Origin of the sequence: Streptomyces sp. NPDC001137, assembly GCF_040298885.1 — a bacterium.
Classification (GTDB): Bacteria; Actinomycetota; Actinomycetes; order Streptomycetales; family Streptomycetaceae; genus Streptomyces.
This window is the reverse complement of sequence record NZ_JBEPBA010000017.1, coordinates 12629-37241: the sequence shown is the minus strand read 5'-3', so window position 1 is coordinate 37241 and position 24613 is coordinate 12629. Positions and strand designations below refer to the sequence as shown.

The 24613-nt window shown below is 71.5% G+C and carries 23 protein-coding genes and 2 pseudogenes; 17 read left to right on the top strand and 8 right to left on the bottom strand.

Features of this window, described 5'->3' with window-relative positions:
• Positions 1-3: 3 nt before the first annotated feature.
• The 12 genes from ABT254_RS29505 (at position 4) to hypE (ending at position 10858) form a co-directional block, all read left to right on the top strand.
• On the top strand, positions 4-510 hold the full coding sequence (locus ABT254_RS29505; protein WP_351476406.1) for a hydrogenase maturation protease: 507 nt from the start codon (positions 4-6) through the stop codon (positions 508-510).
• The gene (locus ABT254_RS29500) at positions 507-680 is read left to right on the top strand and encodes an acylphosphatase (RefSeq protein WP_351476403.1); all 174 of its coding nucleotides are present in this window, start codon (positions 507-509) and stop codon (positions 678-680) included. The genes ABT254_RS29505 and ABT254_RS29500 overlap by 4 nt, the downstream gene beginning before the upstream one ends.
• A complete protein-coding gene (gene hypF / locus ABT254_RS29495) occupies positions 677-2965 on the top strand; it encodes a carbamoyltransferase HypF (RefSeq protein WP_351476400.1) in 2289 nt (762 codons plus the stop codon). Before ABT254_RS29500 ends, hypF begins: the two co-directional genes overlap by 4 nt.
• 6 nt (positions 2966-2971) lie before the next feature.
• Entirely contained in the window at positions 2972-3229 is a 258-nt protein-coding gene (locus tag ABT254_RS29490; RefSeq protein WP_351476397.1) for a HypC/HybG/HupF family hydrogenase formation chaperone, read from the top strand.
• Between the two features lie 325 nt (positions 3230-3554).
• Positions 3555-4685, top strand: a complete 1131-nt coding sequence (locus tag ABT254_RS29485; RefSeq protein ID WP_351476394.1) for a 4Fe-4S dicluster domain-containing protein — start codon at positions 3555-3557, stop codon at positions 4683-4685.
• A complete protein-coding gene (locus ABT254_RS29480; RefSeq protein WP_351476391.1) occupies positions 4685-5149 on the top strand; it encodes a Crp/Fnr family transcriptional regulator in 465 nt (154 codons plus the stop codon). The genes ABT254_RS29485 and ABT254_RS29480 overlap by 1 nt, the downstream gene beginning before the upstream one ends.
• Positions 5146-5952, top strand: a complete 807-nt coding sequence (locus tag ABT254_RS29475; protein WP_351476388.1) for an FAD/NAD(P)-binding protein — start codon at positions 5146-5148, stop codon at positions 5950-5952. Before ABT254_RS29480 ends, ABT254_RS29475 begins: the two co-directional genes overlap by 4 nt.
• 1 nt (position 5953) lies before the next feature.
• Positions 5954-6727 (top strand): NADH-quinone oxidoreductase subunit B family protein, encoded by a 774-nt coding sequence (locus ABT254_RS29470; protein WP_351476385.1) that lies wholly within the window; start codon positions 5954-5956, stop codon positions 6725-6727.
• The gene (locus ABT254_RS29465; RefSeq protein WP_351476383.1) at positions 6724-8097 is read left to right on the top strand and encodes a Ni/Fe hydrogenase subunit alpha; all 1374 of its coding nucleotides are present in this window, start codon (positions 6724-6726) and stop codon (positions 8095-8097) included. The genes ABT254_RS29470 and ABT254_RS29465 overlap by 4 nt, the downstream gene beginning before the upstream one ends.
• Positions 8090-8710 (top strand): CBS domain-containing protein, encoded by a 621-nt coding sequence (locus ABT254_RS29460; protein ID WP_351476380.1) that lies wholly within the window; start codon positions 8090-8092, stop codon positions 8708-8710. Before ABT254_RS29465 ends, ABT254_RS29460 begins: the two co-directional genes overlap by 8 nt.
• Before the next feature lie 16 nt (positions 8711-8726).
• Positions 8727-9830, top strand: coding sequence for a hydrogenase formation protein HypD (hypD, locus tag ABT254_RS29455; protein WP_351476377.1), 1104 nt, complete (start codon positions 8727-8729; stop codon positions 9828-9830).
• Positions 9827-10858: a hydrogenase expression/formation protein HypE gene (gene hypE, locus ABT254_RS29450; protein ID WP_351476375.1), complete on the top strand. Its 1032-nt coding sequence runs from the start codon at positions 9827-9829 to the stop codon at positions 10856-10858. The genes hypD and hypE overlap by 4 nt, the downstream gene beginning before the upstream one ends.
• 88 nt (positions 10859-10946) lie before the next feature.
• Here hypE and ABT254_RS29445 read toward each other — a convergent pair whose 3' ends face one another.
• The 7 genes and pseudogenes from ABT254_RS29445 to ABT254_RS29415 form a co-directional block, all read right to left on the bottom strand.
• Positions 10947-11630, bottom strand: coding sequence for a hypothetical protein (locus ABT254_RS29445; protein WP_351476372.1), 684 nt, complete (start codon positions 11628-11630; stop codon positions 10947-10949).
• A 209-nt stretch (positions 11631-11839) separates the two neighbouring features.
• On the bottom strand, positions 11840-12448 hold the full coding sequence (locus ABT254_RS29440; protein WP_351476369.1) for a TetR/AcrR family transcriptional regulator: 609 nt from the start codon (positions 12446-12448) through the stop codon (positions 11840-11842).
• 27 nt (positions 12449-12475) lie between these two features.
• Positions 12476-14536 carry a discoidin domain-containing protein gene (locus tag ABT254_RS29435; protein WP_351476366.1) on the bottom strand — a complete coding sequence of 687 codons (2061 nt, stop codon included), beginning with the start codon at positions 14534-14536 and terminating at the stop codon, positions 12476-12478.
• 212 nt (positions 14537-14748) lie between these two features.
• Positions 14749-15258 carry a flavodoxin domain-containing protein gene (locus tag ABT254_RS29430; protein WP_351476363.1) on the bottom strand — a complete coding sequence of 170 codons (510 nt, stop codon included), beginning with the start codon at positions 15256-15258 and terminating at the stop codon, positions 14749-14751.
• Positions 15259-15274: 16 nt separating this feature from the next.
• Entirely contained in the window at positions 15275-16006 is a 732-nt protein-coding gene (locus tag ABT254_RS29425) for a CBS domain-containing protein (RefSeq protein ID WP_351476360.1), read from the bottom strand.
• Between the two features lie 11 nt (positions 16007-16017).
• Positions 16018-18711: a bifunctional acetate--CoA ligase family protein/GNAT family N-acetyltransferase gene (locus ABT254_RS29420; RefSeq protein WP_351476357.1), complete on the bottom strand. Its 2694-nt coding sequence runs from the start codon at positions 18709-18711 to the stop codon at positions 16018-16020.
• Between the two features lie 539 nt (positions 18712-19250).
• Positions 19251-19411, bottom strand: a pseudogene (locus ABT254_RS29415) (transposase family protein); the annotation flags it as partial.
• Positions 19412-19504: 93 nt separating this feature from the next.
• Here ABT254_RS29415 and ABT254_RS29410 point away from each other — a divergent pair.
• Positions 19505-19600: pseudogene (locus ABT254_RS29410) on the top strand (IS5/IS1182 family transposase); the annotation flags it as partial.
• A 22-nt stretch (positions 19601-19622) separates the two neighbouring features.
• Here ABT254_RS29410 and ABT254_RS29405 read toward each other — a convergent pair.
• Positions 19623-20051 (bottom strand): VOC family protein, encoded by a 429-nt coding sequence (locus ABT254_RS29405; RefSeq protein WP_351476354.1) that lies wholly within the window; start codon positions 20049-20051, stop codon positions 19623-19625.
• A 993-nt stretch (positions 20052-21044) separates the two neighbouring features.
• Here ABT254_RS29405 and ABT254_RS29395 point away from each other — a divergent pair.
• The 4 genes from ABT254_RS29395 (at position 21045) to ABT254_RS29380 (ending at position 24613) form a co-directional block, all read left to right on the top strand.
• Positions 21045-21719: a hypothetical protein gene (locus tag ABT254_RS29395; protein WP_351476351.1), complete on the top strand. Its 675-nt coding sequence runs from the start codon at positions 21045-21047 to the stop codon at positions 21717-21719.
• Positions 21720-21742: 23 nt separating this feature from the next.
• A complete protein-coding gene (locus ABT254_RS29390; RefSeq protein WP_351476348.1) occupies positions 21743-22396 on the top strand; it encodes a hypothetical protein in 654 nt (217 codons plus the stop codon).
• Positions 22397-22464: 68 nt separating this feature from the next.
• Complete coding sequence (locus tag ABT254_RS29385; RefSeq protein ID WP_351476345.1) at positions 22465-23340, top strand: 2-oxo acid dehydrogenase subunit E2; 876 nt, start codon at positions 22465-22467, stop codon at positions 23338-23340.
• 391 nt (positions 23341-23731) lie between these two features.
• The gene (locus ABT254_RS29380) at positions 23732-24613 is read left to right on the top strand and encodes a universal stress protein (protein WP_351476342.1); all 882 of its coding nucleotides are present in this window, start codon (positions 23732-23734) and stop codon (positions 24611-24613) included.

The following is a 24613-nucleotide window of genomic DNA, read 5'->3' as shown; positions in this document are numbered from 1 at the left end:
ACCATGAGGACGCGTACTCGGATCGCCGTCATCGGCGTCGGCAACGAGTTCAGGCGCGACGACGGCGTGGGCTGGGCGGTGCTCGCCCGGCTGCGGGAACGGGCCGCGCAGCGGCCGCTGCCGCCGGGCACCGTGCTCGCCACCTGCGACGGCGATCCCGGACGGCTGATCGGGCTGTGGGAGGGCGCGGACCTCGCGGTGGTCGTGGACGCCGCCCATGCGCACCCGGGCGAGCCCGGCCGCGTGCACCGCCTCGAACTCTCCGGCGGACTTGTGGCGCAGCCGCAGACGACCAGCTCGCACGGTCTCGGTCTCGGCGAAGCCGTCGAACTCGCCCGTGCGCTGGGCGTGTTGCCCCAGCACCTCGTCGTGTACGCGGTGGAGGGCGCCGAGAGCGCGCTGGGCACCGGCCTCTCCCCTGCCGTCGAGGACGCCGTGGAGCCCCTCGTCCGAGCCGTCGAGTCCGAGGTCGCCCGGCACCGGGAGACGGCGACCGGGAGGCCGGCATGACCGTGCGGCGCTTCCATGTGGAGGGGATCGTCCAGGGCGTCGGCTTCCGCCCGTTCGTGCACCGCACCGCCTCCGCGCTCGGTCTGGACGGCTGGGTGGCCAACGTCAACGGGCATGTGGAAGGCGAGATCACCCGACACCAGGAGACCGCGGCCGGGAGGCCGACATGACCGTGCGGCGCTTCCATGTGGAGGGGATCGTCCAGGGCGTCGGCTTCCGCCCGTTCGTGTACCGCACCGCGTCCGCGCTCGGTCTGGACGGCTGGGTGGCCAACGTCAACGGGCATGTGGAGGGCGAGGTCGCCGGACCGCTCGGCATGATCGACGAGTTCGCGGCCCGGCTGCGCACCGACGCGCCGACCCTCGCCCGGGTGCGCCGCGTCCGGCTGACCGGCGGCACGCCCCAGCAGACTTATGGCCAGGGGTTCCAGGTACGGCACAGCGCGCCCGGCGGTGGGGACACCGCACCGCGCGAGATCCCGCCCGACGCGGCGATCTGCGAGGCCTGCCTGGCCGAGCTGCACGACCCCCGCGACCGCCGCCACCGCTACCCGTTCATCAACTGCACGGACTGCGGGCCGCGCGCCACGATCATCGAGGACCTGCCCTACGACCGGATCCGCACCACCATGCGCCGCTTCCCGCTGTGCGCCCGGTGCGCCGCCGAGTACGCCGATCCGGGCGACCGGCGCTTCCACGCCGAACCCGTCGCCTGCCCCGCCTGCGGTCCCCTGCTGGCCTGGGGGGACCTGCGCGGCGAGGAGGCACTGCGGGCAGCGGTGAAGGCCGTCGAGGCGGGTGGGATCGTCGCGCTGAAGGGCCTCGGCGGCTACCAGCTCGTGTGCGACGCGGGCGACCCGTCCGCCGTGTCGGAGCTGCGTCGCCGTAAACACCGGCCGCCGAAGCCATTCGCCGTCATGGTCCGCGACCTCGGCACGGCCGCCCGGCTGGCGCAGATCGGCGCCGCGGAGCAGCAGGCCCTGACGTCCCCGGAACGCCCGGTGGTGCTGCTCGCCCGGCGCCGGTGGCACGGCACGGCCCCGCTCGCCCACGAGGTGCGCCCCGGTCTGACCCGCGTCGGACTGTTCCTGCCCACCACCGGCCTGCACCACCTCCTCCTCGACGAGCTGGCCCGCCCTCTCGTGGTGACCAGCGGCAACCTCAGTGACGAGCCGATCGCCGTCGACGACACCGAGGCCCGCCGCACGCTGGCCGGCGTCGCGGACGGCTTCCTCACCCACGACCGGCCGATCCGCTCCCGCTACGACGACTCGGTGGTGCAGTTCGCCGGACGGACCCGGATCACGGTGCGCCGGGCCCGCGGGCTCGCTCCCGCCCCCTTGCCGCTGTCCGTCCGTGAACCGGTCGCCGGGGCCGGTGCCCAGCTCAAGCACACCTTCACCCTGGCCGCCGAGGGCCGGGCCCATCTCGGCCCGCACACCGGAGACCTGGCCGAACTGGCCGCCCACGAGGCGTTCCTGGCCTCGTACGAGCACCTCAAGCGGCTCACCGGCATCGAACCCACGGTCCTCGCCCACGACCTGCACCCCGGTTATCTGTCCACGCAGTGGGCCGAGGCGCAGCCACTGCGCCGCATTCCGGTGCAGCACCATCACGCGCACGTGGCCGCGTGCGCGGCCGAGCACGGCGTACAGGGGCATTTCCTCGGTGTCGCCTACGACGGCCTCGGACTGGGCGACGACGGCACGCTGTGGGGCGGCGAGATCCTCGTCGCCGATCTGAGCGGCTACCGTCGCGTGGGCAGGTTCGCGACCGCGCCCCTGCCCGGCGGCGACGCGGCGGTACGCCATCCTTCCCGCACGGCGCTCGGTCATCTGTTCGGCGCCGAGACGCTGGGCTCCCCGCGCCCGTACCACTGGCTCACGCGGGCCTTCACGGACCGGCTCGATCCGGCCGAGGTCGCCGCCGTGCGCACGATGATCGCCAAGGGCGTGAACTGCCCCCGCGCCTCCAGCGCCGGACGGCTCTTCGACACGGTCGCCGCGCTGCTCGGGCTGTGCGACCGGGCGAGTTACGAGGGCGAGGCGGCGGTCCTGCTCGAAGCGGCCGCGGGCGCCGAGCACGCCGCGGCCCTGGCCCATCGGGTGGTCCGGGCGCACGGCCTGTGGGTGTACGACTGCGCGCCGACGCTGGCCGATCTGCTGGAGCGGCGGCTGGGTGGGGAGCCGGTGGCCCGGCTGGCCGCGGCCTTCCATCTGACGCTCGGGATCGTCACCGCGGAGCTCGTCGCGCGGGCCGTGGCCGAGGGCGCGCCGCGCACGGTCTGTCTCGGCGGTGGCTGCTTCGTCAACCGCCGTCTGCTGACGGAGGTGAGGCGGCGGCTGCACGCGCAGGGGCTGCGGGTGCTGGTCGGCGGTCAGGTCCCGGTCGGGGACGGCGGCATCAGCTACGGCCAGGCGGCGGTTGCTGCCGCCCGCCTGGCCGGGGAGAGGTGAGCGCACATGTGCCTGGGCATCCCGGGACGGGTCCTGGAGATCCACGACGATGCGGGGCTGCGGATGGCCACGGTGGACTTCGGCGGGATACGGCGCGAGGTCTGTCTCAGCTGTACCCCCGAGGCGGAGGTGGGCGCGTACGTCATCGTGCATGTCGGGTTTGCGATCACCTTGGTCGACGAAGCGGAGGCCGAGCGGACGCTCGACGTACTGCGGGCCATGGCGGGGGCCGTCGAGGCTGAACTGGGCGAGCCCCTTCCCTAGTGCTCGGCCGGCAGAGCGGCGGCCGGCAGGCCGCGTGCCGGCCGCCGCGCGCGGCAGGCGCACCACGAGACACGCCCGGTCCGGCGCTGCATCCGGCGGACGCAAGCCAGGCGCACTACCCGGCATTCCCGCAAGCCACGTGGCGACCGCAGGCCGTCTGTGGCTGAGTGCGCTCGCGCGGTGGCGCCGCACATCCATACAGCCCCGCACCGCTTTCGGGGCGTTGCAGGTCCGGTCGGCTGTCCGGCTGGGCCAGTTGGCCCCTGCCTCATGTGGCGGGCGCCGTCAGAAGCTGAGAGTGGAGCAAGCGACGAGGAGGAGCGACATGACCGCAGCCCCGGCCGTCCTCGATCGGGACGGGCTCAGCGCCCTGGTCGCGGTGCTGGTGGCGGACGGACGGACCGTCGTCGGGCCGACCGTCCGCGACGGGGCGATCGTGCTGTCCGAGCTGACCTCGGCGGATGCCCTGCCGTACGGCTGGGGTGTAGAGCTGGAGGCCGGGCGGTACCGGCTGGTGCCGCGCGAGGACGGCGCAGCCTTCGCGCACAGCGCGGGCCCGCAGTCCTGGAAGAACTTCCTGCACCCGTCCCGGGAGCGGCTGTGGAGTGCCGACCGGACGGCGGAGGGCGAGGTGACGTTCACCGCGCACGAGCCCGCGGTCCCGGCCTACGCCTTCCTCGGTGTGCGGCCCTGTGACCTGCGGGCCATCGCCATCCAGGACCGCGTGCTGACCGGCGGCCGCTACGAGGACACCGGCTACGGCAGGCGCCGGTCCGGCGCCCTGCTGATCGCCGCCGAGTGCACCGAGCCCGGCGCGACCTGCTTCTGCGTCTCCACCGGCGGCGGACCCGCCGCCGACCCCGGCTACGACCTCGCCCTCACCGAGGTGGTCGACGAGGACGGGCACCGGTTCCTGGTGCGCGTGGGAAGCGAGGAAGGCGCCCGGCTGCTGGAGCAGGTCCCGCACCACGGCGCAGACCTGGCCACGGAGGCCGTCGCCCGCGCCTCGGTGGACGCGGCCCGCGACCGGATGGGCCGCTCGCTGCCCCCGGTCGACCTGCGCTCCCTGATGGGCGCGAGCCTGGACGCCGAACGCTGGAACGACGTCGCCGAGCGCTGTCTGACCTGCGGCAACTGCACCATGGTCTGCCCGACCTGCTTCTGCACCACCACGGAGGAGGTCACCGACCTGACCGGTGACCACACCGAGCGCTGGCAGCGCTGGGACTCCTGCTTCGACCTGGACTTCTCGTATCTGCACGGCGGCTCGGTGCGCCACTCGCCCCGCAGCCGCTACCGGCAGTGGCTCACCCACAAGCTCTCGACCTGGCACGACCAGTTCGACACCACCGGATGCGTGGGCTGCGGGCGGTGCATCGCCTGGTGTCCGGTCGGCATCGACATCACGGAGGAAGTGGCCGCACTGCAGGCCGAACGCGGAACGGAGTCGGACTGATGCCTCCCTCGATCGCCCTGCGCATGAACCACGCGCTGCCCGCCGAGCACCGTGAGCGGCTGCTGCGGGTCGGTCGCGAGGCCGCCTTCCCGCAGGGCAGCCGCCTCTTCGAGGAGGGCGGGCACGCGAACCGGTTCTGGATCATCCGCAGCGGGACGGCCGCCCTGGACATGCATGTCCCCGGCCGCCGCCCGCCGGTCGTCGAGACGATCGGTGTCGGCGATCTCCTCGGCTGGTCCTGGCTGTACGAGCCGTTCGTGTGGCAGCTCGGCGCGGGGGCGGTGACGCCCTTGCAGGCCTACGAGTTCGACGCCGTCGCCGTCCGGCTGATGTGCCTGGACGACCCCGAGTTCGGCCGTGCCGTGGAGCACTGGGTCGGCCGGGTGCTGGCCCACCGGCTGAATGCGGCCCGCGCCCGGCTGGTCGACCTGTACGGCATCTACGACACGAAGGACGAGCGATGACCGCGCTGCCGGTGCCCCACCGGGTGGTCGGCCGCCGGGCGGAGACCGCCGACACGGTCACGCTCCGGTTCGAACCGGTGGGCTGCGCGCTCCCCGACTTCCTGCCGGGGCAGTTCGCGATGGTGCACTCCTTCGGGCGTGGCGAGATTCCGGTGTCCGTCAGTTCCGTGCAGGCCACCGGCGGTCTCGCACACACGGTTCGCTCCGTGGGCGCGGTCTCCGACGGGCTGTGCGCGGCCCGGGTCGGAGACGTCGTCGGCATTCGCGGTCCTTACGGCACCAGCTGGGAGTCGGCGCGGGCGCGCGGCCGTGACGTGGTGATCGTGGCGGGCGGCATCGGTTTCGCCCCGCTGCGGCCGCTGATCCTGGCGGTGCTGGCCGAGCCGGCCGCGTACGGGCGCGTGAACGTCCTGATCGGTGCGCGCACCCCGAGCGATCTGATCGCCCGGGCGGAGGTGGCGAGTTGGGCCACCGCGTACACCGGCGTGACGGTGGACCAGCCCGAGGTCGACTGGCGCGGCGACGTCGGCGTGGTCACCCAGCTGATCGGGCGAGCGCGGTTCGAGCCGGAGGAGACGACGGCGTACGTGTGCGGTCCCGAGCCGATGATCCGGGCCACGTCCCGCGAACTCGCCCACCGCGGTGTGCCCCGCGACCGCATCCAGGTCTCGCTGGAGCGGAACATGCGCTGCGCGACCGGGCACTGCGGGCACTGCCAGCTCGGCCCCCTGCTGGTGTGCCGTGCGGGCCCCGTCGTGGAATGGGAATGTGCGGAACCCCTGCTCTCCGTAAGGGAGTTGTGAGATGACCGCGACGCACACGAAGACCAGGCCCCGGCTCGCGGTGTTCAAGCTGGCCTCCTGCGACGGTTGTCAGCTCACCCTGCTGGACTGCGAGGACGAACTGCTGGCGCTGGCGGGCGAGGTGGACATCTCGCACTTCCTGGAGGCCTCCAGCGCGGTGGAAGCAGGCCCCTACGATCTCTCCCTCGTCGAGGGTTCGATCACCACGGCCGAGGACGCCGAGCGGATCCGGGCCATCCGCACCGCCTCGCGCCACCTGGTCACCATCGGGGCGTGCGCCACGGCCGGCGGCATCCAGGCCCTCAGGAACTTCGCGGACGTCGACGAGTTCCGGCGCACGGTCTACGCGCACCCCGAGTACATCTCCACCCTCGCCACCTCCACCCCCGTCTCGGCCCATGTGGACGTCGACTTCGAGCTGCGCGGCTGCCCGATCGACCGCAGACAGCTCATCGAGGTGATCACAGCATTCCTCGCCGGCCGCAAGCCGGACGTGCCGAACCACAGCGTGTGCTTCGAGTGCAAGCGGCGCGGCACGGTCTGTGTGACGGTCGCCCACGGCACGCCGTGCCTCGGCCCGGTCACGCACGCCGGGTGCGGCGCGCTGTGCCCGGCCTACCACCGCGGCTGCTTCGGCTGCTTCGGCCCGTCCGGGTCGGTGAACCTGCCCGCGCTGATCCCGCTGCTGCGCCGCGACGGCCTCGACGAGGACGACGTGGAGCGGTTCCTGCACACCTTCAACACCGCAGCTTTCGATGAGGAGTTGGGCAAGTGACGCACCGCGGATCCCGTGTCCTGCACGTCGGCTCGCTCTCCCGGGTCGAGGGCGAGGGCGCCCTGCGTCTGCAGGTGCACGACGGCACGGTCACCGACGCACGGCTGGAGATCTACGAACCGCCGCGCTTCTTCGAGGCGTTCCTGCGTGGGCGTTCGTACACCGAGCCGCCGGACATCACGGCGCGGGTGTGCGGGATCTGCCCGGTGGCGTACCAGATGAGCGCATGCGCGGCGATCGAGGACGCGTGCGGGGTGACGGTCGACCCGGTGATCCGGGACCTGCGCCGGCTGCTGTACTGCGGGGAGTGGATCGAGAGCCAGGTCCTGCACATCTATCTGCTGCACGCCCCGGACTTCCTGGGCCGGGCGAGCGCGATCGAGCTGGCCCGCACGCATCGGGCGGAGGTCGAGCGCGGGCTCCGGCTGAAGAAGGCGGGCAACTCTCTGATGGAGCTGATCGGCGGACGGGCCGTGCACCCCGTCAACGTCCGGCTGGGCGGCTTCCACCGGGTGCCGACGCGTGCCGAACTGCGGCCGCTCGCCAAGCAGTTGAAGCAGGCCTTGGACGATGCGTGGGAGACCGTGCGCTGGGTGGCCGGATTCGAGTTCCCGGATGCCGAGGTCGAGGCCGACCTGCTGGCGCTGGCCGCCCCGGACACGTACGCCATCGAAGGCGGGACGCCGACGGTGCTGCGCAGGGACGGCTCCACCGCTTCCTTCCCGGTGCGGGAGTTCACCGAGCGTGTCGCCGAGACCCATGTGGAGCACTCCACGGCGCTGCACTCACGGCTGGACGGACGGCTGCATCTCACCGGCTCCCTCGCCAGGTTCGCGATCGGCGGTGCACGGCTTTCCCCGGTGGCGCTGGAGGCGGCCGTGGAGGCGGGGCTGGGTGATCCACGGGAGGGCGCGGTGTGCCGCAATCCGTTCCGGTCGATCCTGGTGCGAGCGGTGGAGAGCGTGTACGCCGTCACGGAGGCGCTGCGGATCATGGAGGCCTACGAACCGCCCGCACGCCCGTACACAGAGGTGCCCCCGGTCGCGGGCGTCGGCCACGGCGCCACCGAGGCGCCCCGCGGACTGCTCTATCACCGCTATGAACTCGACGCGGACGGTCTGGTGACCAGTGCCCTCTTGGTACCGCCCACGGCACAGAACCAGGGTGCGATCGAGGACGACCTGCGTCGGCTGACCCAGCGTGCGATCGGCGAACGCGACCCGGACGACGCCGAGTTGACGGCCTTGTGCGAGCGGGCGATCCGCAACCACGACCCGTGCATCTCGTGCTCCACCCACTTCCTCGACCTGACGGTCGTCCGTACCTCCTCGGACACCTCGCAAGACACTTCGGGAGGCTTCGATGCCTGAATCTCCGTACACCGTGAGCGATGTGATGACGCACACCGTCGTCGCCGTCGGCAGTGAGGCGCCCTTCAAGGAGATCGTCGAACTGCTCGACCAGTGGAAGGTCAGCGCCCTGCCGGTCCTGGCGGGCGAGGGCCGCGTGGTGGGGGTGGTCTCCGAGGCGGACCTGATGGCCAAGGAGGAGTTCCGGGACACCGAGGAGGGTGATCCGGCCGACCGCAGGAAGGCCGGCGCGATCACCGCGGGCGAGCTGATGAGCGCCCCGGCCGTGACCGTGCACGCCGACGCGTCGCTGGCCGAGGCCGCCCGGATCATGGCCCGCCGGCACGTCAAGCGGCTGCCCGTCGTGGACGGGGTCGGTCTGCTGCAGGGCGTGGTCAGCCGCAGCGATCTGCTGAAGGTCTTCCTCCGTGACGACGAGGAGATCGCCCAGGAGGTCCGGCACAGCGTGCTGGGCCAGTTGCCGGTCACCTCTCCCCTGACCGTGAGTGTGAAGGAGGGCGTCGTGACGCTGGGCGGCTCCCTGCCCGACCGGATGCTCGTGCCGGTGGTGGCGCGGGCGGTGCGGGCCGTGGAGGGGGTCGTGGACATCCGGCTCGATCTCACGCATCGATGACGCACGCGGAGGGCCGATGAAGTACCTCGACGAATACCGCGATCCCGTCCTCGCCCGGCGGCTGCTGGACGAGCTGCGGCGGACCGCCACCCGGCCCTGGCGGATCATGGAGGTGTGCGGCGGGCAGACCCACACACTGGTCCGCCAGGGCATCGACGAACTGCTGCCCGCCGGGATGCGGATGATCCACGGTCCCGGCTGTCCGGTCTGTGTGACCCCGCTGGAGACCCTGGACCGGGCCATGGCGATCGCCGCCCGGCCCGGCGTGACCCTCACCAGCTTCGGCGACATGCTGCGGGTGCCCGGCACGGACACCGACCTGCTGTCGCTGCGGGCGCGCGGCGCGGACGTACGGGTTGTCTACGCCCCGATGGACGCCGTGCGCCTGGCCGCCGACCGGCCCGACCGGGAGGTGGTCTTTCTCGCGGTCGGCTTCGAGACGACCGCGCCGGCCAACGCGATGGCGGTGCTGCACGCGGCCCGCCTCGGCCTGACGAACTTCTCGATGCTGGTCAGCCATGTCCTCGTGCCGCCCGCCATGACGGCGTTGCTGGAGGACCCCGACTGCGAGGTGCAGGCGTTCCTGGCTGCCGGGCATGTGTGCGCGGTGATGGGCTGGACCGAGTACGAGCCGATCGCCGCCCGCTACCGGGTGCCGATCGTGGTCACCGGTTTCGAGCCGCTGGACCTGCTGGAGGGCATCCTGATGGCCGTACGGCAGCTGGAGGACGGCCGGGCCGAGGTGGAGAACCAGTACGTGCGCGCCGTGCGCCGGTCCGGCAACACCGACGCGCAGGACGCCGTCCGTGCGGTCTTCCGGGTCACCGACCGGGCCTGGCGGGGCATCGGGGCACTGCCCGACAGCGGTCTCGAACTTGCCGAGCAGTACCGGGAGTTCGACGCCGCCCGCCGCTTCGACGTGGGCGGGCTGTGCCCCGTCGAGGACGCGGAGTGCATCGCGGGCGCCATCCTCACCGGGGCGAAGCTGCCCACCGACTGCGCCGCGTACGGAACCCGCTGCACCCCCCGTCATCCCCTGGGCGCGCCGATGGTGTCGTCCGAGGGCACCTGCGCCGCCTTCCACGCGGCCGGACGCACTCCGACGAGGAGCACGGTATGAGCATCCAATGCCCCACCCCGAACCACGAGGACGAGGTCGTCCTGCTGGGCCACGGCGCCGGCGGACGCCTGACGGCGGAGCTGCTGGACCAACTCGTGCTGCCCGCCGTTGGCGGCGGCACAGGCCCGCTGGAGGATGCCGCGCTGCTGCCCGGCCATCCCGGCCTGGTGATGAGCACCGACAGCTTCGTCGTCAGCCCGCTGTCCTTCCCCGGCGGGGACATCGGATCCCTCGCCGTGCACGGCACGGTCAACGACCTCGCCATGCGGGGTGCCTGGCCGCTCGCGCTGTCCGTGTCCCTCATCGTCGAGGAAGGGCTCCCCCTCGCCGAACTGCGCTCCGTCATGGCCTCGTTGGGCAAGGCGGCGCAGGACGTGGGCGTGCCCGTGATCACCGGGGACACCAAGGTCGTGGGCCGCGGTGCGGCCGACCGGCTGTTCATCAACACCACCGGCGTGGGTCAGCGCCACGAACTGCTGTGCCCGTCGGCCGCGTTGGCCCGCCCGGGCGATGTGGTGCTGCTGTCCGGGCCGGTCGGGATGCACGGCACGACCGTGCTGAGCACCCGTGAGGGGCTCGGCTTCGAGAGCGACATCGCCTCCGACACACGGCCGCTGCACCGGCTGGTGCGCGCCCTGGCGCCGCTGGGCCGCGCGGTCCACGTGCTGCGTGACCCGACCCGGGGCGGGCTGGCCGCCTCCCTCAACGAGATCGCCCGGGACTCGTCCGTCGCCGTGGAGATCGAGGAGAGCGCCGTCCCGGTGCCCCAGGCGGTGGCTTCCGCCTGCGACCTGCTCGGCCTGGACCCGCTGGTCGTCGCCAACGAGGGCTGCCTGGTCGCCTTCGTCGAGGCCGGCGCGGCCGAACGGGCGCTGGCCGCCCTCAGGTCGCTGCCGGAGGGGGCGCAGGCGGTGCGGATCGGCGAGGTGCTCGAGGGGCCGCGCGGGCGGGTCACCCTGCGGACCCTGGTCGGCGCCCGGCGCATCGTGGACATGCCGCTGGGCGAGCAACTGCCCCGGATCTGCTGAGGGTAAGGGCTGTCCCGTTACCTGGGACCGTGCGGGACGGCGTTCATGGATGGGCCCGGACAGGAAAGTCTTGCGCCGCTGTCCCGGCTCATGAGGGGGATGTGGAGCTCGACGTCGGGCCGGTTGTCGAGTCCGGGGCGAGGTCGAAGTGGAGCTGGTGGCCTCGGACGTCCTTGGTGCCCAGCAGGTTGACCTCGACGGTGTAGCCGACGACATCCTCGTCGCGGCCCTCGGGCGTCGGCCGTGAATCGGAGAGCCGGAAGTGGAGGACGGTGCTGCTGCGCGGGTCCAGCGTGAGCGGGATCGCGGCGGAGCCGGACGGGGAGTCCTCGGATTCCTCCCGCATCCAGGTGGGGATCTCGCACCATCGGTCGCGGTAGTGGATCTGGAGACCGCCGCTGAATGTGGGGATTTTCTCGGGGCCGCTGATGGTGAAGGCGAGCGCGACGCGTCGGGTGGTCCGTGGAGTGGGATTGGTGACGGTGATGTCGAAGCGGGCCGGGCGCCGGCCGGGCGCGACTGCCTTGTCGAGGCGGGAGAGCCCCCCGAGGCGGGCCGGCGAGGTGACCTGGCCCGGCCAGGGGTTGAAGAAATCGCCCCGGGTCTTCGGGCAGCCGGAGGCGGCGGTCTGGAGGGCGTCGGAGGTGGCGGACGTCTTCGTGGCTCTGGAGCTGTCACAGCCGGTCAGGGCGGCGGCGAGCAGAAGCAGCGCGGCGGCCGACGCGGCGGATGTGCGTCGGCCGCCCGTTGTTGATGCGAACTCGAGGGACACCTCTGCCACGTCCTTGGTCGGTGATCCATGGTCGATCGGCTTGCCGAGGCGTCAGACGCCCGGTCCTGACGGTTCGGTTCCGTCGGACAGAGACGGCGGCCTCGACCGCTTCCAGTCGGCCGAAACAGGCTGGCGACCTCTACCGCTCGTGGGCGTGGGTGACAGCGAGCAGGTGAGCCGGCACGCCGTAGATCATTTATGGACAAGGCTCAGGCCCGGCGAACATCGTCGTGGACCAGGCCCGCGATATGGGTGGTGACCGTGTCGAGGATGTCGGCCCAGGCCGATTCGTCGCCGAGGACGAGGTAGTTGAGGGTCAGACCGTCGGTCATGGCGGCCAGGTAGCGGGCCAGCACCGTTGCCGGGACGGCGAGTTGAAGATCCATGGTGCGCCGCAGCCCGTCGATGAGCTCGGCGTAGGCGGCGCCGTACAGCTCGTACTGCCGTCGCGCCAGGTGCTCGAAACCCGGCTCGCGCAGGGCGTACTGGGTGAGTTCGTAGGTGAGCATGTGCTCGTCGGGGTGGCTGCGGACGTGGTCCCAGTACGCCTGGAAGCCTGCCCGGACGGTCTCCACGAGCGTGGCCCTGGGCCGCAGGGCCTGCTTCACCACCGTCACCGAGTGGTCCGTGAGGGTGGTGATGACGGCCTCGACCAGGGCCTGCTTGGAGTCGAAGCAGTAGTGGAAGACGCTCAGGGACACGCCCGCCTCGGCGGCGATGGACCGGGTCGTCGTCCTGGCGACGCCGTCCCGGGCCATCGCCCTGATCGCCGCTTCCGTCAGCTGTCTGCGCCGCTCGGCCGACGGCATGCGTGCCATGTGCGTCCTCGGGGGTGGTGACGGACCTCAGGCGCTGTGGACGCCCACTTCGTACAGGGAGTATCCCCAGTCGGTGCCGCGGCCGAGGCCGTGGATGCGGACGTAGCGCGCCGGGGTGCCGGTGAACTTGGCCGTGTCCAGGCCGCCGTCGCCTGACGTGGTGGACCAGACCGTCTGCCAGTCGGTGCCGTCGGTGGACAGTTCGATGCGGTACGACTTGCCGTATGCGCGCTCCCAGGCCAGCGTGACCCGGCCGACCCGGTGGGTTGCGCCGAGGTCCGCCTGCCACCACTGGTCGTCGCTCCAGTCGCTCGCCCAGCGGGTGTCGTCGTCACCGTCGAGGGCCCGGCCCGGCTGGTAGCTGGTGAACGGGTTCCACTCGGACGAACTGGCGGTGGCCGCCGCGCCCTTCGCGAGGTTGACCGAGGCCTGGTGCTGCTCGGTCGCTCCCCAGGTGTCGAGGTAGGACTCGGCGCCCCGCATCAGGTCGTTCACCACGCCTTGGCCGCCGCCCCGCCGGATGTCCTCGATCCAGTCGGGGATCAGGCCGACGTGGGCGGCGCCGTCGGTGTTGAAGTCGAAGGTGCGCTCACCGGTGGTCTGCCGGTCGACGACCGAGCCGCCGTCGGCGCTCCTGAAGGGGTAGGTGACCTTGTTCGGGGCGTCGGCGCCGCGCGGGGCCGGGTGGTCGCCGATGCCGTTGAAGTCGGTGCCGTAGCCGTAGCCCACGTGGTACTTGTCGCGCAGCGCCTTGGTGCGGGCGGCCTCCGAGACGAACCCCTGGGAGCCGTGCATGTACTGGGCGACGAAGCCGCCGAGGGAGTAGACCCGCTCGGTCCAGTTCAGGTCCATCCAGCTGTGCGAGGAGAGCACGCCGGGGTAGGAGGCGGCTTCGAAGATGTCCAGGGCCTGACCGACCGCCTTGACGCTCATGTGGTCGATCTCCAGCATCATCTTGCGTTTCATCATGCCGCGCACGGCGTAGGCGCCGAGGTCGGTGAGGCCGCGCTTGTTGCACTGGGCGTCGGAGTCGTACGAGGGGACGTCCACGCCCGCCGGCAGGTCCTTCTCCGCGGCGGAGGAGGCGGTGCCGATGGGGTTGTCGTGCTGGGGGCCGGTGCACTTCTCGGTCTGCCAGAAAGTGCCGGTGGACAGGAACTGCCCGACGTTGATGGCCGTGCCGAGGCCGCCCGAGTCGAAGCGGACGCCGCACAGCGCGTTGTCGAACTTGTGGCACAGGAACATCGAGCGCACGCCCAGCGAGTACAGCTCGTCGAGGCCCTTGTCGATGTCGGCCTTGCTGCACTGCGGGATGTCGAGGATCTGCTTGCAGCCGAACGGCTCGGAGGTCTCCACGCCCAGGACGACCGCCAGCTTGCCCTGCTTGATCACCTCACGGGCCTGCGCGCTGTCGGTGACGATCCGGAACCAGCCCTTGCCGGGGCCGCCGTACATCTTGTCGATGTAGTCTTGGAGTTGGTACGTCAGCTTTGCCTGCAGGCGGATGGAGGTCATCTCGTCGCAGCCGCGGTCCTTGAAGGGGTAGACCGAGCAGATCATGCCATTGGTGACGAGGTCGTTGACCAGCACCCGCTCCCCGCCGCGCCAGGCCCGCTCCAGCCAGGCGTAGTAGTTCGCCTGATGGGTCATCGAGTCGTACGCCGGCCAGTCCTTGAAGGTGGGCCAGCCGACCGGGTCGTGCCTGCCGTCGCCGCCGTGGGTGATGTAGTCGAAGACCGCGAGGGTGCCGTCGGGGTAGTGCTCGGGACAGTCCTTGAGCGCGTCCGCGACCCCGGCCTCGGAGAACACCTTGCCGCAGATCAGCCGCCCGCCGAAGGCCTCGTTGGAGAACAGGTGGTTGTGCGCGTCGACGAATCCGCGTACGTCGCCCGCCGCATCGGTGCCGGTGAAGGGTTCACCGGTGATGTTGATCTGGGCGTCGGGGGCAGGGCGCGAGGCGGGGATCCACCAGTCGTTGCCGGCCGCGGAGCTCGGCGTGGGGCCGAAGGTCAGGGCCAGCAGGAAGAGAAGCAGCGACACCACGGTGACGTTCTTGCGGCTGCGGTACGAGCGTCGAGTCGGCGTCACGGCCCACGTCCCTCGGTCGGCGGGATCGCGCGGTTGACCAACCCATGAGGTTGTCATGACCCGCGCAAGACATGGGACGAGGATGGGTGCGGGCACCTACCGAGTCAAGAGTCCGGGACGCTTGACCTGATGGCGCGCGGCTCCCGTCGGCCACCCGCCGCGAGGCCGTGTCCCTCGGCTGCCCGCACCGCATTCAGTGCGTCTGCCGCTGTTCAGTTCTTCGCCAGCTCCGTCACCAGTTCGCCCGCGACACGCGCCGACCATGCCTCGATCGCGGGGAAGTTGCGGAAGTCCCCGCCCTTTCCGTTGCGCAGGATCATCTGGGCGATCCAGCCCTTGGCACCCTCCTGCAGGCAGCCTCCGAAAGTGACGTGTCCCCTGGCGTCGAGCCGGGTCATCGCGCGGCGCACACCCGGCACGGGCGGGATGTCCCGCTCCGAGGCCGAGGCGTCGAGCGGGCCGCTGCTGAAGAACCACAGCGGGCGTTCGGCCAGTGCGCGGCGGTGCCGGCGCACGAACCGGCGGGCGTCCTTGTGCCAGCGTCCTGCGTACAGCCCGCCGCCGACCACGACGGCGTCGTACCCCGTCAGATCCACGACGGCCCCGGCCGGCAGTGCGGCGGCCGTGAGTCCCTCCTTGCGCAGGACCTCGGCCACGGCCTCGGCGATCTGCGCGGTCGATCCGTTCGTCGTCCCGTAGGCGACCAGCACCTTGCCTGGCATGGCGGTCCGCCTCCTCTCACAGCTTGCGCAGCCATTCGTCGGCCACGCCGTGCAGGGCCTGCTCCTGGGGCTGGATCTTGGCGTCGTCCAGCCGGTAGGTGAGCTTGTCGACGACAGCGACCACTCCGTCGATCTGCCGGGTCATGGAGAGGGCGATCTCCGTCTCGCTCTTGCGTTCCATCTGGCCGGAGAGCGTGACCACCCCCTCCACCACCTGGACGTCGATGCCGTGCGGCGGCAGCCACAGCGCGTGCACCAGCACGTCTTGGACGACCTCGGTGCGGATGTCCGCATCGGGCCGCAGGAAGACCTGGAGCAGGTCGCGGCGGGTGACGATGCCGACCAGCCGGTGCTCCTCGTCGAGGACGGGCAGCCGCTCTATGTGGTGCTGCGCCATGGTGCGGGCCGCCTCGACGATGGTGTTGTCGGCGTGCACCGTCAGGGGCGGCTCGGTCATCAGCTGACCGGCCGTGCGGGCCCTGACCTTCGTGGCCCGCTGCCGGGACGCACGGTTCGCAAAGGCGGGCCAGTGGTGCTTCCTCGGCTCGAACGGGTCCGGCGTCTGGGCCTGCCGGACCATGAGATCCGTCTCGGAGATGACACCGATGACCTTCTCGTCCTCGTCGACCACCGGCAGCCCGCTGATGCGGTGCTCGCCGAGCAGCCGCGCCACCTCCTTGAAGGGGGTTCCGTACGTCGCGCGGACGACGTCCGTGGTCATCACGGAGCCGACCTTGTTGTGCTTCATGACGTTCCTCCTCAGCGGAGTCGGCGCAGATACGGGTCGTGCGGCCTGCGCGGCAGCAGGCGCACCCGTGCGTCGAGCACGGTCACTCCGCCCGGTGTCGCGAGGACGGGGTTGAAGTCGGCCTCGGCGAACTGTGGCAGGTCGGCCGCCATCCGGGACAGGCGCAGCAGCAGCTGTTCGAGGCCTTCGAGGTCCACGGGCCGCGCGCCGTTCGCGCCGAACAGGAGCGGGGCACAGCGCGGGGCCGTGATCAGGTCGTGCACGTCGTGGTCGGTGAGGGGTGCCAGGCGCGCGGCATGGTCCGCGAGCACCTCGGTGGCGGTGCCGCCGAGGCCGAACAGCACGAGCGGGCCGAAGACCTCGTCCTGGACGACGCCCGCGAACAGTTCGGTGCCTCGGTCGGCGAGCGGCTGCAGCACCACGCCCGTCAGCAGGCCGGCGAAGCGCGTCTCCAAGTCCCGGAAGGCAGCGCGCACCTGGGAGTCGCCGCGCAGGTCGAGATGGACGGCGTGTTCGGCGGTCTTGTGCAGCAGGCCCGGCCAGTGGCCCTTCATGACCACCCGGCCGTCGGCGCCGCGCAGCCGGTCTGCGGCGAGGACGGCGTCGTCCTCGGTCTCGGCCCAGGCCCACGGCAACTGGGGTATGCCGTAGCAGTCCAGGAGTGCGGCGCACTCCCGCGGGCCGAGCCAGCCGCCGTCGGGGTTGGCATCGAGGTAGGTCGCGACGGTGGAACGGGCACGTGCCGTGTCGACGCCGACGAGGCGGGGGACGGTACCGGCGGGGCGGGCGAGCCATTCCGTGCGGCGCACGGCATGGGCCAGCGCCCGTGCCGCCGCCTGGGGTTCGGCGTAGGACGGGACGGTGCCGCCGTCGGTCGTGGGCAGCAGTTCCACCGGCAGCGCCTGTTCGAGGCGTACGGCGACCACCGGCTTCGGCCGGGGCCCCGACAGCCGGGTCACGGCCCGTACGAGGTCGTCGCCGGTGGCCGCGGCCACTGCCGTGGGCACCAGGGCGACCAGCACGGCGTCGGCGTCGCCGTGCCGCATGAGGCGGTCGACGCACTGCGTGAGCTGGTCCTCCGTGACGGCCGCGGTGGCGTCGACGGGGTTGCCGGCTGCGGCGCCGTCGGGCAGCAGGGCGAGCAGGTCGTCGACCAGGTGCGGGGTGGGCGCGGGCACCGTCAGTCCGGCCTCGGCGCAGGCGTCCGCGGCGAGGACCCCGGCGCCGCCGGCGTTGGTGACGATCGCGATCCGAGGCCCCGCGGGCAGCGGCTGGGAGTGCAGCAGGGCCGCGGCGTCGAGGAGCTCGCCGACCGAGCGGGTGGCGGTGACGCCGGCCTGGGTGAAGAGCGCCGCGCGGGTCATGGTGCGGGTGGCGGCCGCGGCGGTGTGCGAGGCGGCGGCACGGCGGCCCGCGTCGGTGCGCCCCGCGTCGACGGTGAGCACGGGCATACGGCGCGCCACGCGGCGGGCGGTGTGGGAGAAGGCCCGGGGGTTGCCGAACGACTCCAGGTGCAGCAGGGCCAGACGGGTGCGGCCGTCGCTCTCCCACCACTGGAGCATGTCGTTGCCGCTGACGTCGTACTTGTCGCCGAGCGACGCGAAGGTCGACACGCCGATGCCCAGCCGGGACAGCCCGTCCAGGAGGGCGATGCCCACCCCGCCGGACTGCACCGCCACGCCGGCCGTGCCGGGGCGCGGGTGGTTCGCGGCGAAGGTCGCGTCCAGGCTCAGCTCCGGGTCGGTGTTGGACAGGCCCAGGCAGTTGGGGCCGACCAGCCGCATGCCGTAGGTGCGGCAGGCCGCCAGCAGCGCCTGCGCCTGGTCGACGTCGAGCCCGGCGGTGACCACGAGCAGGGCTCGTACGCCCGCCTTGCCGCACTCCTCCGCGGTGGCGGGGACCGCGGAGGCGGGTACCGCGACGACGGCGAGGTCGGGTGTGCGGGGCAGGGCGCTGACCGAGGGGTGACAGGGCACGCCGAGGAGGGAGGTCGCGGCGGGGTTCACCGCGAACATGCGGCGGGTGTAGCCGCCGGCCTTCAGATGGTGCAGGATCGCCCGGCCCACGGAGCCCGGTTTGCGCCCGGCCCCGATGACGGCGATCGCCTGCGGCCGCAGCAGGGGGCGCAGGCTGAGCACGTCGGCGGCCCGGCCACGCTCCTCGACCGCCGAGAAGTAGCTCTCGTCCTCGTCGAGGGCAATGGTGCAGCGCACCTCGGGGCCCTCGAAGCGCCGGCCTATGTGCAGGCCGAGGTCGGCGAAGAGCCGGAGCACCTCGCGGTTCTCGCTGAGCGCGTCGGCGGTGAACGTCGTGATGCCCTCCGCACGTGCGGCGGAGACGAGGTGTTCGACCAGGAGGGTGCCGACGCCGCGGTGGTGCAGCCCGTCGGCGACCGCGATGGACATGTCGGCCTCGGTGCCGAGGCCACCGGTGTCGTACTCGGCGAGACCGATCACCTGGCCAGCCCGCTCGGCGAGCAGCGCACGGTATCCGCGGTGGGGTGCGGCGCAGGCACGGTCGGCGGCCATTTCGGCGGAACGCGAGCTGATGCCGAAGAACCTCAGCCGCAGGTTCTCCGGGGACATCTCCTCGTACAGCCCCTGCAGTTGCTCGTGGTCGGCAGCCACCGCGGGACGGATGCACACCGTGGTGCCGTCCGCGAGCAGGGCGTGGACCGGGGGCGCGCTGGTCGTGTGGTCCGTCATCGCGGTCTCCTCCAGGTTTCTCTCCACCTCGAGCGTCCAGCGGAACGGCGCGGGGCCCCAGGGGCTGACCGGCGGTGATGAGGGGGCCGGTCGGCCCTCAGTGCCGGTTGCGCCACCGTTCACCCGGCCGGCAGGACCGTCTGTACGGCGCGCACGGCCGGCTCGGCGAGCGGCAGCGTGACGCGATGCCGGGGCGGGCCGCCCGCTGCGCCGCAACGAGGGGCACGGTCCCGAAGACGGCGGGCCCAGGGCAGGGCGACGGCAGCGGTCCGCACGGGCAGGACACCGGCCAGGCACAGCCACCGGGTCCGGTTGTGCGGCTGGTGGTCGCGGGCCGCCGTCCACGCGGGCGCACAGCCGGTACAGGACGAGCGCCGTGATCGCCATGGTCAGGGCGGTGTCCGCGCCGACGCGTGCTGTCCAGGGCCGCCAGGGCGACGGTGGCCGCGTCGGCCCGCTCCTGGCCGGCAGTCCCCGCACGTCCCGGATGCACCGGCCCGCCTCGCACGCCAGGCGCTGCATCACATCATCGCGGGCGTGGCCGGCAGCGGGCCGAGATGGTCGATGATCCTGGCCGCCGCGGACTTCGAAACGCCGAATGGCAGAACGAGCTGACGCACCGTCAAATAGCTACGCAGTAAGCCGCGATCAGCAGTACCCGCTTCTCCAACGTGAGACTCCAAGGCCGACCCCGGCGCACGATGTACCAACCATTGGTACTGACTCAATACTCCAGACCCTGCGTTCCAAGCCATTGCGGGACAGTTTTTACGGGCCGTCCCGCCAGAGGAGCACAACACCTATCCTTCGGGACTGCCGCCTGAAGGGCGACGGCGTTCACACCGCCATGCTCGGCATCGCCCGGCTGTACAACCTCGCCCCGCGGGGATATCTCCCGCCCTGTCGGGTGTTCAGTCGATGCAGAACTCGTTGCCCTCGATGTCCAGCATCGGGATGCACGAGTCGTTGCCGTCGTACAGCGTTTGCACATGGACCGCGCCGAGCGGGATCAGCCGTTTGCATTCGGCCTCGAGTGCGGCGAGGCGTTCCTCGCCCACGAGTCCCGTGCCGACCCGCACATCGAGATGCACCCGGTTCTTGACGACCTTGCCCTCGGGGACGCGCTGGAAGTACAGTCGCGGGCCAACGCCCGAGGGGTCGACGCAGGCGAACCATGCATCCCGCTTCTCGGGAGGCTGCGAACGCTTGAATTCGTCCCAGGTGGCGAACCCCGCGGGGGGCGGCGGTACGACGTAGCCCAGCACCTCGCACCAGAAGCGGGCGAGGCGCTCGGGTTCCGCGCAGTCAAAAGTGACCTGGAACGTCCTGATCTTTGGCATCAGCGCACCGTACCGCGTACCAGGGGAACCCCGTTGCTCATTTCCTCAGGCGGATCCGCCCTCAACCGGTCGCATCCTTGGCCGACTTGGGTCGATGGGATCCTCAGAACCCGATCACAGCGGGAGCACGACGCACTTCAGTCCGGTGTTCACATCTACGTCGTTGACGCTCGCCTGCGCCCCGACACACGCAACCTCGTCTGCGCTCGCCGCGGTCGCGCTGACGGTCAACGCCGCTACCGACACGACAACCGCACCGGCGATGCGGAATATTTGCCGACGGAACATAATGCACCTTCCCCAGCAAGCCAAATGAACTTTCGGATGGTTGGCCATAAGCGGCCTGCGGTGCACGCAATGGCACGTGAACAGAAGAGTTATGTCCATTCACCGTCTGTCGGTGACTGCCGGACGATGCCTGTGAAACGTTCCGACATCCCCGACTATGCGCCAGCAGAATCATTCCGGCCAGTCCCGTGACTGGGGCGCGCGGTAGTGCACTCACGGCTCAGTAGGGCTCATGCACGCCTTCCAATGCCTCAGTACGGCACCGAGTGGGCGTCGAGTCCGAACTTGCTCGGGCTCAACCCGCAGGCTCACGAGCCGCGCAGACGTGTGCCCACAGGGCAGGTGCGCCAGTACCAGAAGAGCCTGCCGATCGGCCGAGAGCCGACGCCGGCGCGCCCCCTGCCTGGCCCGGTGTGCAGTCAGGCGAGCGCCGCATGCGCCCAGAACCCGAACGCGACATCGCCACCATCAAGGCGACGCTGGAAGGAGCCGGGAGGCCTCCCGAGCGTTCCCCGTACAAAGGCTGACTGAGCCTTCCGGCCCCCGCGTTCGGGGTGGATGGCGCCTGATCGCGATGCTTGCGCCCGAGTCCGGGCTGCCAGCCGGCTGGTGGGGGCGCTGTGGTGATGTCCGCCCTCGAAGCCACCTCCGCTCCAGCGCATCAGTTCGATGGCGCCACCAAGCCGAGTGCGTAACGCTTGAAGGGTGCGTGAACACCGAGCCACGCTCGGGTCGGCCGCCGTCGCTGCCGCCGCGGTCGCCCTGGCGCTGCACGGCTTGGTCCTGCGGCCGAGAATGCTGACCTGGGGCGCGACTCGCGAGGAGGCTGCGCGTCGCTATCCCGGGGATGAGTTCATCCCCGGTGCCGACAGCAGCTCGACGATGGCCACGACCTTGCCCGCGCCACCTTCGGCCGTCTGGCCGTGGCTGGCGCAGATGGGCTGCGACCGCGGCGGCTGGTACAGCTGGGACCGGCTGGACAACGGCGGACGGCCGAGCGCGGACCGCATCGTCCCCCATTGGCAGAGCCTTGGGCCGGGACAGCGGCTTGCCTCGGTGCCCAGCGGCCGCACGTGGTTCACCGTCGCGGCACTCGTGCCGGAACGGACCCTGGTGCTGCGGGCCGACACGCGACTGCCGTCCGGCAGCCCCTTCGACACGCTCCATGGACTCGCGCCCCCGGCGTTCGTCAGCTCAATCTGGGGCTTCCACCTCGAACCGGCCGGCGCGGACACCCGCCTCGTCGTCCGCACGCGCGGCCGAAGCCGCCCGCGCGTGCTCACGAGGCCGATGGACTTGGTGTTCTGGGAACCTGCCCACTTCATCATGCAGACCCGCCAGTTCCACAACCTGCGCACGCGGCTCGCCCGTGCCGCGTGACCAGGTGCTCCCGGGAGGCTTTGATGAGTACTGGCTCGACCGTCGCTCCCGCCGGTGGATCGCTGCTGCTGGACGGTGCGCTGCCCGAGTTCGGCTTCTCCCGCCTGGAGTGCGTGGCGCTTGCCGCTGCACCACCCGTCGCCTACGAGGCAGTGCGCGGGCTGGACCTGCTGACCATCGACTCTCCACTGCTCAACGCGGCCATGTCAGCGCGCGGACTGCCTGACCGCCTCCGCGGCCGGTCCATGCCGAGCCCGCCGTCCTTGCGGGTGGCCGACCTGTTCGACACCGCTGGTGAAGCCTGGGAGGGCCAGCCTTGGGTGGCGCTGGGCGACAATCCGGGACGTGAGCTGGTCTTCGGGGCGGTCGGGAAGCCGTGGAGGGCCTCCATCGAGTGGCGGCGGGTCGAACCGGAGCACTTCACGTCGTTCGGCGAGGCCGGCTGGGCGAAGATGGCGGCTGCCTTCGTGGTCCATCCATACGGCACCCGGCGGTCCCTGCTCACCTACGAGGCACGCACCGCCTGCACCGACCCCGCCTCCACGACCCGCTTCGGCCGCTATTGGACACTCGTTTCCCCAGGCGTCGGCGTCGTTCTGCGCGGGACGCTCCGCGCGATCAAGGCCGCTGCGGAACAACGATCTCGGCCCGCAGGGTCCCGGATCAGTGACGCCTGATCGACAGACCGCCGACCGAGCCACGGCTCCGGGAGGTGGCGACGGAACCGATGGCAAGGAGCCGTTCGATGCGCAAGCACGGCATGACATCCGACGGCGGCCGAAAGGCGACGTCCCCCGCTGCTACGGACCGGCCACGCAGGGTCGACGTCGGCCCCTTCCCCCCGAGTCGGCGGCTGGTGATCGCGGCCGTCCGGGCCGGTCGGCACATGGCGGCCATGCACAGCCTCGTCGATCTCGACGTCACGAGGGCGCGGAACCTGCTCGCCCGGTCCGCGGAACCAGTGTCGTTCACCGCGTTCGTCGTAGCGTCCGTCGCCCGGGCAGCAGCGGCGCACCCGCAGGTGCACGCCTACCGAAACTGGCGCGGTCGGCTGGTCCGGCACCGCCATGTCGACGTCAACACGCTCGTGGAGGTCACGACACGGCAAGGCCTCTTCACTCTCCCGCATGTGCTGCATGATGCCGACATCCGCGATGTACAGGACCTCACGACAGAACTGCGGGCCGCCAAGCGCGATTACGCAACGACGGGCACGGGGCGTCTCCTTGATCGCTTCGGCACCACCATGACTCGCCTCCCCGTCCTCGTTCCGACGATGTACGCGGTGCTGGCCAGGTCCGTCCGGCTCCGCCAGCTGACTGGGACGGTCGCGGTCACAGCGGTGGGAATGTTCGGCGCCGGCGGCGGATTTGGCGTTGCCCCGCCGAGCCTGATGCCTCTCCAGGTGGTCATCGGCGGTGCGACCAAGCGGCCCCGTGTCGTGGATGGACGGATCGAGGTCCGTGACGTGCTCGACCTGACGGTCACCTTCGACCACAACGTGATCGACGGCGCACCGGCCGCCCGGTTCGTCGCGGAGCTGCGCCACCTCATCGAGGACGCCGAGGCAGTACGCGCACCCGTCGTCGGCACGAGTGATGGGCACACGGCAGGCAGCTGAGCAGGGTCGAAACGGAGCCAGGGAACCACGCGGGGCCGCGCCCCTTGTGATTCCGCGATGCCGGCCCGCACGACGATCCTCGGCGAACACTGGACGTGGCCTTGGCCGTCGCGCTCGGCGGCGACTGTCTGGCCGACGGCGCCCATGCTGCGGGCCGAGCCGGGTGTGTTCGGTCCGGTGTTCTCAAAGCAGCGACGTGTTCCAGCCATGCATCACGCCTGCCAGTGCCTCCTTTGAGAGCCGGCGTCCGTCGCACGGCATCCCGTCGCAGAGGGCCATGCGGGCCCGAGGGTGGCACCATCCGGCCCTCCCTCGGCGGTCGTGCGGCAGCCAGCCTGGAGGGTGGGAGGCATATGCGCGGCATTCGCCGTGCCGACACCGGAGGTGCACCATGGCCGGACCCGTCGTCGTCGGAGTCGACGGCTCTCCTGCGAGCGTGACAGCCGCGTGGTGGGCGGCACGCGAGGCCTTGGACCGGCACCTGTCCGTACTGCTGTTGCATTCCTGGACCACCCAGCCGCTCGATGTGCCCGTCGCGCAGGAAGCCCTCGACAAGCAGCGCTACGGCGCACGGGTGCTGCAGCGGATGGAGGCCGAGCTGCTGCACCGGCACGCCGACCTCCCCCTGGTCACGGAACTGGTGTCGGAGTCCGCCTCGAAGGCCCTCGTGGACGCGGGCGAGATGGCGACGCTCCTGGTGCTGGGCTCGCGCGGCCACGGCTCCGTGGCCGGCTTCCTGCTCGGCTCCGTCAGCCTGCACGTTCTGGGGCTGGCCCAGTGCCCCGCCGTGACCGTGCGGGCCGGCGATCCCGCCGTGGAGGACGGCTGGGGGCACCCGGCGGCGATCGGCCGGCAGGAGGTCGTCGTCGGTGTCCAGGAACCTCCGCCGGTCGCCGATCCGCTGCTGGAGTTCGCCTTCACCGCAGCCGAGTTGCGAGGAACCAGGGTGCGCGCGGTCCGGGCACTGCCGCCGTCGTCGCTGGTGACGCATCCGCACGCGTCCCACGCCGGGGAAGGCTACGAGGCGGACGAACGCACGCGGCTCGCCGCCGACCTCGCACCGTGGCAGGAGAAGTTCCCCGGCATCGAGGTCGTCGAGCACGTCGTCCGGGGTTCCCCGTCACAGGTTCTGCTCGCGGCGTCCACGCGCAGCAGGCTCACTGTGGTGGGCCGCAGGCGCCATCCCTCACCGCTCACCTGGAAGCTCGGCCCCGTCGCGCACGCGGCCCTGCACCACCTGCCGTGCCCCGTCGCCGTCGTACCGCACGCCTGA

What these genes read in the sequence shown, in the direction of transcription:
- hypF (WP_351476400.1), top strand. Translation starts at nt 677, where the DNA reads ATGACCGTGCGGCGCTTCCATGTGGAGGGGATCGTCCAGGGCGTCGGC.
- ABT254_RS29385 (WP_351476345.1), top strand. Translation starts at nt 22,465, where the DNA reads ATGCGCAAGCACGGCATGACATCCGACGGCGGCCGAAAGGCGACGTCC.
- ABT254_RS29390 (WP_351476348.1), top strand. Translation starts at nt 21,743, where the DNA reads ATGAGTACTGGCTCGACCGTCGCTCCCGCCGGTGGATCGCTGCTGCTG.
- ABT254_RS29440 (WP_351476369.1), bottom strand. Translation starts at nt 12,448, where the DNA reads ATGGCACGCATGCCGTCGGCCGAGCGGCGCAGACAGCTGACGGAAGCG.
- ABT254_RS29490 (WP_351476397.1), top strand. Translation starts at nt 2,972, where the DNA reads ATGTGCCTGGGCATCCCGGGACGGGTCCTGGAGATCCACGACGATGCG.
- ABT254_RS29425 (WP_351476360.1), bottom strand. Translation starts at nt 16,006, where the DNA reads ATGAAGCACAACAAGGTCGGCTCCGTGATGACCACGGACGTCGTCCGC.
- ABT254_RS29485 (WP_351476394.1), top strand. Translation starts at nt 3,555, where the DNA reads ATGACCGCAGCCCCGGCCGTCCTCGATCGGGACGGGCTCAGCGCCCTG.
- hypD (WP_351476377.1), top strand. Translation starts at nt 8,727, where the DNA reads ATGAAGTACCTCGACGAATACCGCGATCCCGTCCTCGCCCGGCGGCTG.
- hypE (WP_351476375.1), top strand. Translation starts at nt 9,827, where the DNA reads ATGAGCATCCAATGCCCCACCCCGAACCACGAGGACGAGGTCGTCCTG.
- ABT254_RS29500 (WP_351476403.1), top strand. Translation starts at nt 507, where the DNA reads ATGACCGTGCGGCGCTTCCATGTGGAGGGGATCGTCCAGGGCGTCGGC.
- ABT254_RS29480 (WP_351476391.1), top strand. Translation starts at nt 4,685, where the DNA reads ATGCCTCCCTCGATCGCCCTGCGCATGAACCACGCGCTGCCCGCCGAG.
- ABT254_RS29505 (WP_351476406.1), top strand. Translation starts at nt 4, where the DNA reads ATGAGGACGCGTACTCGGATCGCCGTCATCGGCGTCGGCAACGAGTTC.
- ABT254_RS29420 (WP_351476357.1), bottom strand. Translation starts at nt 18,711, where the DNA reads ATGACGGACCACACGACCAGCGCGCCCCCGGTCCACGCCCTGCTCGCG.
- ABT254_RS29380 (WP_351476342.1), top strand. Translation starts at nt 23,732, where the DNA reads ATGGCCGGACCCGTCGTCGTCGGAGTCGACGGCTCTCCTGCGAGCGTG.
- ABT254_RS29475 (WP_351476388.1), top strand. Translation starts at nt 5,146, where the DNA reads ATGACCGCGCTGCCGGTGCCCCACCGGGTGGTCGGCCGCCGGGCGGAG.
- ABT254_RS29460 (WP_351476380.1), top strand. Translation starts at nt 8,090, where the DNA reads ATGCCTGAATCTCCGTACACCGTGAGCGATGTGATGACGCACACCGTC.
- ABT254_RS29430 (WP_351476363.1), bottom strand. Translation starts at nt 15,258, where the DNA reads ATGCCAGGCAAGGTGCTGGTCGCCTACGGGACGACGAACGGATCGACC.
- ABT254_RS29470 (WP_351476385.1), top strand. Translation starts at nt 5,954, where the DNA reads ATGACCGCGACGCACACGAAGACCAGGCCCCGGCTCGCGGTGTTCAAG.
- ABT254_RS29405 (WP_351476354.1), bottom strand. Translation starts at nt 20,051, where the DNA reads ATGCCAAAGATCAGGACGTTCCAGGTCACTTTTGACTGCGCGGAACCC.